Raw genomic sequence first — 13,394 nt, forward strand, 5'->3', positions numbered from 1 at the left:
ATCCCAAAGGACGAATCCTTTAACACCCTATTGCTTGAGTCGCTTGCCTTGATATTCGGTGATTTGTCACCAACATCAGCAAGCGCCCACATGAATTACCTGATCAAATTGTTAAAGAGCTGTTTCGCTGTGTTTGACTGGCGAACCGTTGAACTGGCTTGCCGCAGCGAGGAAGGCGTATTCTACGCAGTTCCTGGTGTTTGTCAAGGGCGTTGTTTTCGATGCGGATCAATCAACATCCAAAACCGCTTGCTTTCGCAAAAGCGTTAACTGCTTGACAAACCAAGGCTTTTACACCTTATGCACCGCTGGTAACGCTTGGCGTCCCCGGCAGCGGATGCGTACTTTACGGTTTCGCTGCCGGGTTGGCAAGACCTAGATTGAAAATAAGCACAAAAAGTTCAAATAAGCGTCACACGGGCGTAACGTTTCTTACCCGCCTGAATCACATAGCTCTTACCTGTCGCCAGCATGGTGTCTTTGGCAACGACGTCGCCATCGACTTTAACCCGGCCATTCCCCAGCATATCCTTGGCTTGGGCGCTGTTGTTGGTAAGCTCTGCCCTATTAAGCACTGCCGCAATGGGCGCTTGCTCGCTGCCTTCGAAATCGACCGTGACTTCGGGCAGGTCTTCTGGAAGTTCGCCATCGGCCAGCTGATTACCCGCAGACTTGTGCGCATTGGCCGCCGCTTCATCACCGTGGTAGCGGGCGATGAGTTCTCGAGCCAACTCCATTTTAACGTCACGCGGGTTGGCACCTTGCTCAACGCTCTCTTTAAGCGCGTCGATCTCTTCATTTGATTTCAAAGAGAGCAGCTCAAAATAGCGCCACATTAAGCTATCCGGCATAGAGACTAGCTTATTGAACATGGATCCAGGCGCTTCATCGACACCAATGTAGTTGCCCAGGGACTTCGACATCTTCTGCACACCGTCTAACCCTTCCAATAGCGGCATGGTGATGACCACCTGGGGTTCCTGGCCGAAGTGCTTTTGAATCTCACGCCCCATCAGCAGATTAAACTTCTGGTCGGTGCCGCCCAGCTCCACATCCGCCTCAAGCGCTACCGAGTCGTAGCCCTGTACCAGCGGGTAGAGAAACTCGTGAATGGCAATGGATTGATTGGCTTTATAGCGCTTTTCAAAGTCGTCCCGTTCCAGCATGCGGGCGACGGTGCTTTGGGCAGCCAGCTCAATCATTTTGGCGGCGGTGAGCTCGCTAAACCACTCGGCGTTAAAACGTACCTCGGTCTTTTCAGGATCGAGGATTTTAAACACCTGCTCTTTGTAAGTTTCGGCGTTGGCTTTCACGTCCTCTTCGGTGAGCGGTTTGCGCGTCACGTTCTTACCGGTGGGATCACCAATACGGCCGGTAAAGTCGCCGATCAAAAAGATAACCGTGTGCCCCAAGTCCTGGAACTGGCGCATTTTGGTTAATAACACGCTGTGTCCCAGGTGCAGGTCAGGGGCCGTGGGATCAAAACCCGCTTTAATACGCAGTTTGCGGCCGGAGGCCAGCTTCTTTTTTAACTCATCCTCTACCAGGATTTCATGCGTACCGCGCGATAACAGCGCTAAAGCCTGATCCACCTCACTCATTGCCTCTCTCCACTATAAAGAACCGCCCATACCGGGCTCAGGTGATAAATAACCGACGATGTTACCATGCTCGTTCGCCTTGGTTGAGCCTTGGTTTAGCGCTCACCCTGGTTTAGCCTCAGCCCCGCTTTGTACGAGTTCATTTATGAAAACACCTACCGCTTCGCCGCTTTACTATATTGGCCTGATGTCCGGCACTAGTCTGGACGGTATTGATGCGGCACTTATCGCCATCGAAAATGACTCGCCGCCGCGCCTATTGGCCACCCATGCCGAACCCATGCCAGATGAGCTACATCGCCTGCTGCTCACACTGTGCCATGCAGAGCAGGTGAGCTTTGCCCAGCTCGCAGCAGCGGAGCACGCGTTCTGCCAATGCCAAGCCCAAGCTGTGAAACACTTATTAGCGCCACTTTCATTGGGCGTAGAACAGATCAGCGCCATCGGCAGCCATGGCCAGACTATCGAGCACGCCCCTAAAGGTCACGGAGGCGGCCCGGCCTATACGCTTCAGTTGGATAACCCCAGCCTGCTGGCAGAACTCACCGGCTGCGCGGTGGTCGCCGATTTCCGCCGCCGTGACTTAGCCGCTGGCGGCCAGGCAGCCCCACTGGCGCCAGCGTTTCATCAGGCGCTATTGGGTAGATCAGACGCGCACCAGCTAGTGCTCAATTTAGGGGGCTTTGCCAATCTGACCTGGCTTTCCAGTCAGCCGAACGACCCAGTGATTGGTTTTGATACCGGGCCAGCGAATGTTTTATTGGATGCCTGGTTTGCCTTGCACCAAGGCGGCCGCTTTGACCAAGACGGCGCTTGGGCCGCTAGTGGAAAGATAGATGAAGCGCTGTTAGCTCGGTTATTATCAGAACCGTTTTTCCAGCAGCCGCCGCCGAGAAGTACAGGGCGTGAGCTTTTCCACCTGGCTTGGCTCCGCCAACATCTCAGCGGCCAAGAATCCGCCGCCGATGTTCAGGCGACGTTGGCCGAACTCACTGCCGTCAGTGTTGCTCAAGGCATTGAACAACTGCGGATCAGTGGCGGTTCACTAACGCTGATCACCGCTGGTGGCGGCGCTCACAACGGCTACTTAATGCAGCGCCTTGCCTATCATCTCCCGCGCGCAACGCTCACTTCGCCAGCCGCGTACGGCTGGCCTGAAGACTGGATAGAAGCCGGCGCCTTTGCCTGGCTGGCTCACCAGCGATTGAATCATCTGCCTGGCAACTTACCTTCGGTCACCGGTGCGCAGGGCTCCCGGGTATTGGGTGGTATTTATGCTGCATAGCTTTTGCTGAGTTGCTTAGAGCTGCGCAAGGCTCGCTTAGTAATCATCGCCATCGCGTAGGCTTAAATGACTCGGCACCTGTTCATCTAGCGAGAGGTTACGCCCCTTGGCGTCACTAACATTGAGCAGCATGCGCAGGTCGTTAGCCGAGTCGGCGTGTGCCATGGCCACCTCTCTGCTGATATGCCCCGCCTGATGCAGATCATGCAGCGCCTGATCGAAGGTCTGCATTCCGGCATCGCGGGACTTGGCCATCGCTGCTTTCATCTCGGCGACCTCCCCTTTACGGATCAAGTCGGCGATGCGCGGCGACTGCAGCATGATTTCGATAGCAGCACAGCGCCCGCCTGCAAGCGTGGGCAGCAGCTGCTGGGCGACGACTGCACGCAGATTCAGAGACAGATCCATCCATATCTGCTCATGGCGTTCATGAGGGAAGAAGTGAATGATGCGCTCTAACGCCTGATTGGCGTTATTGGCATGTAGCGTTGCCAGGCAGAGATGGCCGGTTTCAGCAAAGGTCAGTGCGTGTTCCATGGTTTCTCGGGTGCGGATTTCACCAATCAGAATCACATCCGGCGCCTGGCGCAGGGTATTTTTTAGCGCCACCTCAAACGATTCGGTATCGATCCCCACCTCGCGCTGATTGACGATAGCGCGCTTGTGCGAGTGCAAGTACTCAATGGGGTCTTCGATGCTGATGATATGGCCGCCAACGGTTTCGTTGCGCTGCTGAATCATCGCCGCCAGGGTCGTCGACTTACCCGTTCCCGTGCCACCCACCACCAGTACCAGCCCCCGTTTGGCCTGAGCTAATTCTGCCAACTGTTCTGGTACACCCAGCGCCTCTAGGCAAGGAATTTCCATCGCGATGCTGCGCACTACCATGGCCATCTGATTGCGCTGCTGAAACGCGCTGACCCGAAAGCGCCACTTGCCTTCTCGGCTGAGCGCGAAATTCGCTTCATGCTCACAGGTAAAACGTTCACGCAATCCTTCCGGTAGAGCGTGAGTAACCAGCTCACTTACCTGATGCGCGGTTAAGCGTTGCTGACCCAAGGGCACCAACCCATCGGGCATTTTCAAGCTTGGCGGCGCACCCACGGAGATGAGCAAATCAGAAGCGTTTTGCTCAACCATAATATCAAGCAGCTGGTGCAGCCACTGGGCGGGCGAAAGCTGGGCATCTTGACTCATAGATTCTTTACTCCTCCTTTATCGACAGCGTTCCCTTTGACCTCAGCTGCGCTTCTTGCAAACTTACCGAACCCTCTTTCACTAACCGGGACAGCGCGGAATCCAGCGTTTGCATGCCCAAGCTGCCACCGGTTTGAATGGCCGAGTACATCTGCGCCACTTTGTCTTCACGAATCAAGTTGCGCACTGCAGACGTGGCAATAAGGATTTCGTGGGCCGCCACGCGCCCACCGCCCTCACGTTTAAGCAGGGTTTGTGACACCACTGCCTGGAGTGATTCAGAGAGCATGGAGCGCACCATGGCTTTCTCTTCACCGGGAAAGACATCGATAATCCGGTCAACGGTTTTAGCTGCCGAAGTGGTGTGTAGCGTCCCCAGTACCAAATGCCCTGTTTCCGCAGCGGTCAACGCCAAGCGGATAGTTTCAAGATCACGCAGCTCACCGACTAGAATCACATCCGGGTCTTCACGCAGCGCGCTGCGCAGCGCATCGGCAAAGCTATGGGTGTCACGGTGCACTTCGCGCTGATTAATCAAACAGCGCTTGCTGGCGTGGACAAACTCGACGGGGTCTTCAATAGTGAGAATATGCTCATAACGATGATCGTTAATGTAATCGATCATCGCGGCCAGCGTGGTGCTCTTGCCCGAGCCCGTTGGCCCCGTCACCAGCACTAAGCCCCGCGGCAACATCGCTAAGCGCTCAAACACCTCGCCTAGCCCCAAGGTCTGCATGGAGAGCACTTGACTGGGGATGGTGCGAAACACCGCCCCTGCACCGCGCGCTTGGGTGAAGGCATTCACGCGGAAGCGCGCCACCCCCGGCACCTCAAAGGAAAAATCAATTTCCAGATGCTCTTCGTAGTCGCGCCGCTGTCGATCATTCATGATGTCGTAGATCAATTTGCGCACATCGTTATTATCGATAGCAGGCACATTGAGCCGACGAATGTCGCCATCAACACGTATCATGGGCGGCAAACCGGCCGAAAGGTGCAAGTCAGAGGCATTCTGCTTTGCCGAGAATGCTAGCAGTTCGGTAATATCCATCTCTCTTCCCAGCTGCGGTAAGGTGCTTGAGTATGACAGACATCGCGCTTAACGAGTCACTCGGCTCTTCATACGATCAGGCGCGTGAACGCCTGCGTAACGCATTAGAAGCCGCGGGACGCGCCCAGGATGCAGCCAAGTTGCTAGCGGTCAGCAAGACCAAGCCTGCGGCAATGATTCGCCAGGTTTGGCAGTTAGGCCAGCGTGAATTTGGTGAAAACTATCTGCAAGAAGCGCTAGAGAAACAGACTGAGCTTGCTGATCTTGACGACATTGTATGGCATTTCATTGGGCCGCTGCAGTCCAACAAGACCCGCGCTGTCGCCGAGCACTTTGATTGGGTGCACAGCGTTGATCGGCTAAAAATTGCTAAGCGCCTCAGCGAACAGCGCCCGGCCCACCTAGCGCCGCTGAATATCTGCCTGCAGGTTAATATCAGCCGCGAAGAGAGCAAGGCCGGTGTGCTACCGGAAGCGCTGGAAGAGTTGGCAAAAGAAGTCGCCACGCTGCCCAACCTGCACTTGCGCGGCTTAATGGCGATTCCCGCCCCGACGGAAGGCGTAGATGCTCAGCGCCAGCCATTGGCAGCGCTGCGCGAGGCGTTGACCTCCCTCCAGAGCAGCTTGCCGGATGCCCCCCTTGATACACTCTCAATGGGCATGAGCGACGATTTAGAAGCGGCGGTACTGGAAGGTGCCACGCTGGTAAGGTTAGGCACCGCGATTTTCGGCACCCGCCAATCGGCCTAGGCGGGCAGTCGCCTACCTTTACACTGAACATACTTTTATTTAAGGACACCTGGCATGGCGAATAACATTACCTTCATTGGGGCTGGCAATATGGCCAGCGCCATTATCGGCGGCCTCATCGACAGCGGCGTCGCGCCTTCTACTATTACCGCCACTGCGCCGAATGACAGCGAACTGGCATCGATTAAACAACGCTTGGGCATCAATACCGACACCGACAACAATTTGGCGGTGGCTGAAGCCGATGTGGTGGTACTGGCAGTGAAGCCGCAAATCATGCGCGCCGTCTGTGAAGCGCTGCGCGACAGCGTTCAGCGCCAGCAGCCGTTGGTTATCTCGATAGCTGCTGGCCTGGATGCCAGCACGATCGACCAGTGGCTAGGCGGCCAAAATGCCATGGTACGCTGCATGCCCAATACGCCATCGCTGGTCGGTTATGGCGCCAGCGGCCTCTACGCCAATGCGAAAGTAAGCGATGACCAGCGCGATGTGGCCACCCAGCTAATGGAAGCGGTCGGCATTGTCGAGTGGGTGGAAGAGGAAGCCCTGTTAGATGCGGTGACCGCCGTTTCCGGCAGCGCACCGGCCTACTTCTTTCTGATGTTCGAAGCCATGGAAGAAGCCGCGGTTAAACTCGGCCTGCCTGCCGCCACTGCGCGCCGCCTCGCTATTCAAACCGCACTGGGCGCCGCTACGATGGCGCAGCAAAGTGATAAAGACCCGGCCACGCTGAAACAGAACGTGATGTCGCCGGGCGGCACCACCGAACGTGCCATTCAACATCTGGAAGAGGCACAATTGCGCACCACGATTGCCGACGCCATGCAGGCCTGCGCTGATCGCGCCCAGGCAATGGCTAAGGAACTGAGCGGAGAGTGACATAACAGTACTGACATAACGGTTCAGTAACGCCACCGCTTCGCAATGAATCATCAAGGAGACATAATAATGGGCAATGAATTGGGCAGTGCAGGGTTAATGCTGGTAAATACCCTGATCAATATTTACCTCTTTTTACTCATGCTGCGCTTTCTGCTGCAAGCGTCGCGGGCGGATTACTACAACCCGTTAAGCCAGTCGGTGGTTAAAATCACCCAGCCGGTAGTAGGTCTGTTTCAGGGCTTTTTAGGTCCCGTTGCAGGTCGTTTTGATCTCGCCACGTTGGCGGCAGGCTTTGTCTTGAAAGTCGTCAGCATTGTCGCCATTTTCATGGTCATCGGCGTTGGCATGCCACCCATTCCTGGCCTGCTGATTGCGGGCCTAGCGGCCTTGGCGAATGCGATTTTAAAAATCTACTTCTTCGCCATGATTGTCATGATCATCTTGAGCTGGGTAGCGCCTAACGCCAGTCATCCAGGTGCGCTGCTGGTGATGCAACTGGTAGAGCCAATTATGGCACCGGTGCGCAAAGTGGTTCCATCGCTGGGAATGATCGATCTTTCGCCTATCGTGGTGTTTATTGCCATTAACCTGATTGATGGTTTGGTGGTCGGCTCAATGATTCGTGCGGCGGGCATTTCCGGCGCGCTGGTTGGGTTGTGATGGCAGCCAGTGCCTATTTAGCAAGATTCATTCAGTCGCAAACCTTCAGCAGGACTAGCGCCTTCAATGCCTGATTCAGACACTCTTGCCTTTGCAGACCGGCCGACGACATCCGTCGGCCTTGTCACTCCGCACGTAGCACGTTTCGACACGCCCCTCGCACTTGCGTGTGGCAAAGTGCTGCCTGCCTATGAGCTGATTTACGAAACTTACGGCACGCTGAACGCCGAGCGTAGCAACGCCGTGCTGATTTGCCACGCACTTTCCGGCCACCACCACGCCGCGGGCTACCATAGCGAGGATGATCGCAAGCCCGGCTGGTGGGATGCCCATATTGGCCCCGGCAAAGCGATCGATACCAACCGCTTTTTTGTTGTTTCGCTGAATAACCTGGGTGGCTGCCACGGCAGCACCGGGCCGGTTAGCCACAATCCCGAGACCGGCCGCCAATGGGGGCCCGAATTCCCCATGGTGACGGTTAGCGATTGGGTCGCCAGCCAAGCGCGACTTGCCGACCAGCTGGGCATTGAGCGCTGGGCTGCAGCCGTCGGGGGCAGCCTTGGCGGCATGCAAGTCATGCAGTGGACCATGACTTATCCGGAACGCGTCGCTAACGCGGTGGTGATTGCCGCAACGCCCCGGCTCTCGGCACAGAATATCGCCTTTAACGAAGTGGCTCGCCAGGCGATACGCTCCGATCCTGAGTTTTTCGATGGCTGGTACGCTGAGCACGACACCGTACCTAAACGAGGGCTGAAACTGGCGCGCATGGTAGGCCATATTACCTATCTGTCAGAAGACGCCATGGGCAGCAAGTTTGGCCGCGACCTGCGTAGCGACGACCTCAACTTTGGCTTTGACGTTGAGTTCCAAGTGGAGTCCTACTTGCGCTATCAGGGCGATACCTTCTCCACGGCCTTTGATGCCAATACCTACCTGCTGATGACCAAGGCGCTGGACTACTTTGACCCTTCCGCTACCCAGGGAGGCGACTTAGCCAAAGCCCTGGCCCCAGCACAGTGCCCATTTTTGATTGTTAGCTTTACCACCGACTGGCGCTTCCCACCCTCGCGTTCCCGTGAGCTGGTCGATGCGCTCACCCGCGCGGGCAAAGCGGTTAGCTACGCCAACATCGATTCACCCCATGGGCACGATGCTTTCTTACTCTCGAATCCGCGCTACGACGCTATCTTAAGCGCCTTTATGAGCCGCGCTGCCCGCGAGCTTAATCTCGCCGAAACGGGCGGAGATGAAGCGGGTAAAGATAAAGCGAGCCTGGAGGAAACGCCATGATGCGCGCCGATCTTGAACTGATTTATGACTGGGTGCCCGAAGGGGCGCACGTGCTCGACCTCGCCTGCGGCGACGGCGAACTGCTTGAGACGCTGGCGAAAAATAAAGGCGTGACCGGCTATGGCCTGGAGATCGACCACGACGGCATTAATGCCTGTGTCGCCCGGGGCGTCAGCGTGATTGAGCATAACCTGGATGACGGCTTAAGCAGCTTCTGCGACAACAGCTACGATCAGGTGATCATGACCCAGGCGCTGCAGGCGCTGCGCCGTCCGGACAAGATGCTCGATGAAATGCTGCGCGTCGCCGAAGAAGGCATCATCACTTTCCCCAACTTCGCCTACTGGCGTCACCGCATTCATTTGGGTCTGCGCGGCTATATGCCGGTATCCAAATCGCTGCCCCACGCCTGGTACGACACACCCAACATCCACCTCTCAACGTTCAACGACTTTGAGCATCTGTGCCGCGAGAAGGGTCTGATGATTGTTGATCGCGCGGTGGGCGTAGGAGATCATCAAGGTCACTGGAAATCGCGACTGTGGCCCAATTTATTCGGTGAAATTGCCATCTTCCGCGTTCGCCGACGCTAGGCTTAGACATTCAACTTATCGATCATCCTAGGAGCCACGCCATGTTACGCAGATTAATGATCGGTGCCGCCCTTGTCGGCACGCTCTTCGCCGCCGCTGGGGCCCACGCTGAGCAGTTCGTCAGTGTAGGCGATTACGAGATTCACTACAGCGCGGTGAACAGCAGCTTTTTGACGCCTGAAGTGGCCCAGGCGAACAACCTCCAGCGCAGCTCCAACCGCGGTTTGGTCAATGTTAGCGTTCGCGAGCGCCAGGACGATGGCAGTACCCGCCCCGTTAACGCCAGCGTACAGGGCCACGTTAGTGGCTTGACGGGCGTTCAGGAATCACTCACCTTTCGCACCGTGCATGACGGCGATGCGACCTACCATCTGGCGCCTTTTACCATGCGCGAAGATGAAAGCATGCGCTTTGAGCTAAGCGTGCGCTACGACCGCAACGCCGCCCCCGAGCCGGTTAACTTTATTCAGCGTTTTTATATTGATCGCTAAGTTCTATCTCTAAGCCCTATCTACAACCGTACAGGCAGGCTGCGGGTTAACCGCACTCCAATGGGACGCTCCCGCTCCCGGATCACGTCAATACCATAGGCCAGCACTTCCACCCCGCTGGCCGAGGCCTCTAAAAGCGCTGCCGCGTAAGTCGCGTCGATATGGGCTGCGGCGGCCACATCCGCAATGCCCTCATGGGCAACACAAAACAGTAGCACCGCACGCTCGCCCTGCTCTGCCAGCACTCGCAGCGAATGCAGATGCTTGGTACCGCGCACGCTTACCGAGTCTGGGAAGTAGCCGTGGCCGTCCTGCTCTTTGAGGGTGACCTGCTTCACCTCAACATACGCCCGCCCCCGTTCTGGATCCTCCAGCCTAAAATCCAGGCGAGCATCGGCCACTTTCACCTCCCGGCGCAGAGTGGCGTAGCCTGCCAATGGTGCCAAAGCCCCCGCCTCCAGCGCCGCTTCCACGATGCGGTTAGCGCGGCCGGTATGCACCGAGGCGAGCGCCACCTGTCCATCCGCTTGGGGCAGCTCGATAAACTCCCAGGTCCAAGCAAGCTTGCGCTTGGGGTTATCGCTGGGTGACAACCACACCCGGCACCCTGGCACGTTCACTGCCTTCATCGAGCCGGTATTGGGGCAGTGCGCGACCACCTCGCGGCCATCATCTAACAGGACATCGGCGAGAAAGCGCTTATAACGCTTGATCAGCGTGCCCGGCACCAGCGACGAATAAGACAGCATCATAATCTGCCCACAAAGCGGGCAATCCGTGCCACTGCCTCTTCCAGGCGTGCGACATCATTGGTGAAGGCAATACGCACATGGTGTTCGCCACCACGCACGGCAAAATCGATGCCCGGGGTAATCGCCACGTTCTCCTCCTGCAACAGGCGCTCACAAAAGGCTTGGCTATCGCGGCTGTAGCGGGAGATATCCAGCCATAAATAGAACGCCCCCTGGGGCGGTATATCCGGCGCCAGCCCCAAGCCTGCAAGGCCCTCCAGCAGCACCTGGCGGCGCTCTTTCAGGGTTTCACGGCGCTGTTCAAGAATACCCCGGCACTCGGGCGTAAACGCCGCCAGGGCGGCATGCTGCGAAGGCGTCGCCGCGGCTAGAAACATGTTTTGCGCCAGCCGCGTTAATGGCTCCACCGCATGCTCTGGCGCTACCAGCCAGCCCAGGCGCCAGCCGGTCATACCAAAATATTTTGAGAAGCTATTCACCACAAAGGCGTTGGCCGAGAGCGAGTTCGCCGACAGCGGCGCATCGTCGTAGTTGAGGCCCTGATAAATCTCATCGACGATAACCTCGCCTTCACGTTCAGCAACTGCATCAAGCACTGCAGAGAGCTGTGGCGCGCTCAACGTGTGGCCGGTGGGGTTAGAGGGCGACGCCAACATCGCCAGGCTAGTGTCCTTTCGCCAATGCTGGGCGACCAGGGCGGCATCCAACTGCCAGCCGCTCTCGCGCCCCACGGATATCGCATCGATCTCTGCGCCCGCCAGGGCCATAAAGTGGCGATTGCAGGGGTAGTTAGGGTCAGCCATTAGCACCCGCGAGCCGCTTTCGACTAATAGCTGGCTGGCCAGCATCAGCGCGCCTGAAGCACCCGGCGTTACCAAAATACGCGCTGGATCTACCGTGGCGTTAAAGTGCTCAGCATAGTGCCCGGCAATTGCTTCACGCAGTGCGGGTATCCCTGCCGCGGGGGTATAACGGGTAAGACCACTGGCCAGCGCCTGCTGCCCGGCAGCAATAATCGGCTCGGGAGTAACAAAATCCGGCTCGCCTACTTCCAGGTGAATCACATCGTGGCCGGCGGCTTCCCGCGTCTGGGCCATTTCCAGCAAATGCATGACCCGAAAAGGGGCAACGTGATCGACACGCGAATTCCAGGCCATAACGGCTCCTTCAATCTAATCATTTTGTAAAACTGGGCAAATTTCGAAAAACTAACTAAAACATGGCGCTAGTCATATTCAAGGCCAAACAATCGTCGAAAGCTCACCATTATGCTTGCAACCCAGTCATTTTTCAGCTAAACAAGCATCCCTTTGGCGTGAGATCGTGACAATCGCTCATGGTCGATCAGTAGTCACATATGTAAGGGGCAGTCCCATGCCAGTAGCAGAAAAGAAACCGGAAGCGTCCAAGTCCTTCACCCCGTATGAGCCAGCGCCGGGTGAAGAGTATATGAACGAGCAGCAGCTAGCGCACTTCCGTCAGCTGCTGCTGGATTGGAAACAGGATCTCATGGAAGAGGTGGATCGTACCGTACGCCACCTGCAGGAAGATGCGAACAACTACGCCGACCCCGCCGACCGCGCTACCCAGGAAGAGGGCTTTAGCCTGGAACTGCGTACCCGGGATCGCGAGCGTAAGCTGCTCAAGAAAATTAACGAAACACTAGATAACATCGATGATGACGATTACGGCTTCTGCGAAGCCTGCGGCGTTGAAATCGGCATTCGGCGTTTAGAAGCTCGCCCCACCGCCACCCTTTGCGTGGATTGCAAAACCCTGGCGGAACTCAAAGAGAAACAGCTAGGCGGCTGAGCACTAAATGACCGTGCTACTCGAACGCGGGCACCTTAGGGTGCCCGTTTTTGTGAACGGCTTTTTGTGAATGGCTTTTTTGTCAATAACCAGCCCCTCTCAACAATGACGCTACCATGAATGATTTTGCTCGCTACCGGGGCCGCTTTGCCCCTACGCCCTCTGGCCCGCTGCACTTTGGCTCTTTGGTCGCCGCCTTAGGCAGCTATTTAGATGCCCGCGCAGCCGATGGGCAGTGGCTGGTGCGCATTGAAGATATCGACCCACCGCGCTGCCCTGAAGATGCGGCGAGCACTATCCTGCGCCAGCTGGAAACCTTCGGTCTGGAGTGGGATGAAGCTGTCATGTGGCAACACACCCGCAGCGATGCTTACCAACAGGCGCTTGACCAGCTTATCCAGCTCGGCCTTGCCTACCCCTGCAGCTGTTCGCGTAAGCAGTGGCAGGCGTTTGATATCTACCCCGGCTGGTGCCGCGATGGCGTTTGCGATGCGAGTAAACCGCTGGCATGGCGGCTGCGCAGCGACCGTGGCGAACGCCCTATCCGCTGGCAAGACCGGCTGTTCGGCGAACAGCAGTTTGACCCGGCTGAACTAGGCGATGTGGTATTAAAGCGCAAAGATGACCTCTGGGCGTATCAGCTCGCCGTGGTCGTGGATGACGCCGAGCAGCAGATTACCGATGTGGTTCGCGGGCTCGACTTGCTCGATAACACCCCTTGGCAGCGCCAACTTCAGAGCGCGCTTCAGCTGCCGCAGCCGCGCTACCTGCATCTGCCGCTCATTGTGACCGCTGAAGGGCAAAAGCTCTCCAAGCAAAACCTGGCCCCGGCTCTGGCAGAAGACGAGCAGGGGCTACGCCAGCAGCTCTTTCAGGCGCTGGAAGCGCTTGATCAGGCACCGCCCCAAGAACTTGCCTCAGAGCCCCAGGCGACTCAGCTACACTGGGCGGTAGCGAACTGGTCGTTGGCACGGCTAAGCCCCACGGCACACCGTTTAAATCCCTCTTCACCTCCAGCAGGAGATTGA

General features: G+C 57.0%; 15 protein-coding genes. 10 read left to right on the forward strand and 5 right to left on the reverse strand.

All coding sequences use genetic code 11. From position 1 onward, the window contains the following. Nucleotides 1-270, forward strand: a 270-nt coding sequence (locus HZS80_RS23290; RefSeq protein WP_218927757.1) for a hypothetical protein, incomplete at its 5' end; no start/stop codon positions are given. Nucleotides 271-401: 131 nt separating this feature from the next. Here HZS80_RS23290 and tyrS read toward each other — a convergent pair. Then, the gene (gene tyrS / locus HZS80_RS17225) at nucleotides 402-1,601 is read right to left on the reverse strand and encodes a tyrosine--tRNA ligase (protein WP_179916745.1); all 1,200 of its coding nucleotides are present in this window, start codon (nucleotides 1,599-1,601) and stop codon (nucleotides 402-404) included. 145 nt (nucleotides 1,602-1,746) lie between these two features. On the opposite strand from tyrS, the gene HZS80_RS17230 reads away from it, so the two are divergent. Then, nucleotides 1,747-2,886: an anhydro-N-acetylmuramic acid kinase gene (locus tag HZS80_RS17230; RefSeq protein WP_035562776.1), complete on the forward strand. Its 1,140-nt coding sequence runs from the start codon at nucleotides 1,747-1,749 to the stop codon at nucleotides 2,884-2,886. A gap of 36 nt (nucleotides 2,887-2,922) precedes the next feature. On the opposite strand, the gene HZS80_RS17235 is transcribed toward HZS80_RS17230, so the two are convergent. Both HZS80_RS17235 and HZS80_RS17240 read right to left on the reverse strand, forming a co-directional pair. Beyond that, on the reverse strand, nucleotides 2,923-4,083 hold the full coding sequence (locus tag HZS80_RS17235) for a PilT/PilU family type 4a pilus ATPase (RefSeq protein WP_179916746.1): 1,161 nt from the start codon (nucleotides 4,081-4,083) through the stop codon (nucleotides 2,923-2,925). Nucleotides 4,084-4,090: 7 nt separating this feature from the next. Beyond that, complete coding sequence (locus HZS80_RS17240) at nucleotides 4,091-5,134, reverse strand: type IV pilus twitching motility protein PilT (protein WP_035562773.1); 1,044 nt, start codon at nucleotides 5,132-5,134, stop codon at nucleotides 4,091-4,093. Between the two features lie 32 nt (nucleotides 5,135-5,166). Between HZS80_RS17240 and HZS80_RS17245 the strand changes: the two genes are divergently transcribed. From HZS80_RS17245 to HZS80_RS17270, 6 genes are all read left to right on the forward strand, one after another. After that, entirely contained in the window at nucleotides 5,167-5,883 is a 717-nt protein-coding gene (locus tag HZS80_RS17245; protein ID WP_179916747.1) for a YggS family pyridoxal phosphate-dependent enzyme, read from the forward strand. A 54-nt stretch (nucleotides 5,884-5,937) separates the two neighbouring features. Then, a complete protein-coding gene (gene proC, locus HZS80_RS17250; RefSeq protein ID WP_035562768.1) occupies nucleotides 5,938-6,762 on the forward strand; it encodes a pyrroline-5-carboxylate reductase in 825 nt (274 codons plus the stop codon). A gap of 69 nt (nucleotides 6,763-6,831) precedes the next feature. Beyond that, nucleotides 6,832-7,425, forward strand: coding sequence for a YggT family protein (locus tag HZS80_RS17255; protein WP_035562766.1), 594 nt, complete (start codon nucleotides 6,832-6,834; stop codon nucleotides 7,423-7,425). 66 nt (nucleotides 7,426-7,491) lie between these two features. After that, nucleotides 7,492-8,718 carry a homoserine O-succinyltransferase MetX gene (metX, locus tag HZS80_RS17260; protein WP_179916748.1) on the forward strand — a complete coding sequence of 409 codons (1,227 nt, stop codon included), beginning with the start codon at nucleotides 7,492-7,494 and terminating at the stop codon, nucleotides 8,716-8,718. Continuing rightward, nucleotides 8,718-9,311, forward strand: coding sequence for a methionine biosynthesis protein MetW (gene metW, locus HZS80_RS17265; protein ID WP_179916775.1), 594 nt, complete (start codon nucleotides 8,718-8,720; stop codon nucleotides 9,309-9,311). The genes metX and metW overlap by 1 nt, the downstream gene beginning before the upstream one ends. 41 nt (nucleotides 9,312-9,352) lie before the next feature. Continuing rightward, complete coding sequence (locus tag HZS80_RS17270) at nucleotides 9,353-9,802, forward strand: DUF4426 domain-containing protein (RefSeq protein ID WP_179916749.1); 450 nt, start codon at nucleotides 9,353-9,355, stop codon at nucleotides 9,800-9,802. A 20-nt stretch (nucleotides 9,803-9,822) separates the two neighbouring features. Here HZS80_RS17270 and sfsA read toward each other — a convergent pair whose 3' ends face one another. Both sfsA and HZS80_RS17280 read right to left on the reverse strand, forming a co-directional pair. Then, on the reverse strand, nucleotides 9,823-10,554 hold the full coding sequence (sfsA, locus tag HZS80_RS17275; protein ID WP_374730583.1) for a DNA/RNA nuclease SfsA: 732 nt from the start codon (nucleotides 10,552-10,554) through the stop codon (nucleotides 9,823-9,825). Next, on the reverse strand, nucleotides 10,551-11,711 hold the full coding sequence (locus HZS80_RS17280) for an aminotransferase class I/II-fold pyridoxal phosphate-dependent enzyme (RefSeq protein WP_179916750.1): 1,161 nt from the start codon (nucleotides 11,709-11,711) through the stop codon (nucleotides 10,551-10,553). Before HZS80_RS17280 ends, sfsA begins: the two co-directional genes overlap by 4 nt. Before the next feature lie 217 nt (nucleotides 11,712-11,928). Between HZS80_RS17280 and dksA the strand changes: the two genes are divergently transcribed. Both dksA and gluQRS read left to right on the forward strand, forming a co-directional pair. Further along, a complete protein-coding gene (gene dksA, locus HZS80_RS17285) occupies nucleotides 11,929-12,366 on the forward strand; it encodes an RNA polymerase-binding protein DksA (protein WP_007111809.1) in 438 nt (145 codons plus the stop codon). A gap of 116 nt (nucleotides 12,367-12,482) precedes the next feature. Next, nucleotides 12,483-13,394: a tRNA glutamyl-Q(34) synthetase GluQRS gene (gene gluQRS / locus HZS80_RS17290; protein ID WP_179916751.1), complete on the forward strand. Its 912-nt coding sequence runs from the start codon at nucleotides 12,483-12,485 to the stop codon at nucleotides 13,392-13,394.

This window comes from Vreelandella glaciei, assembly GCF_013415125.1.
Lineage (GTDB): Bacteria > Pseudomonadota > Gammaproteobacteria > Pseudomonadales > Halomonadaceae > Vreelandella > Vreelandella glaciei.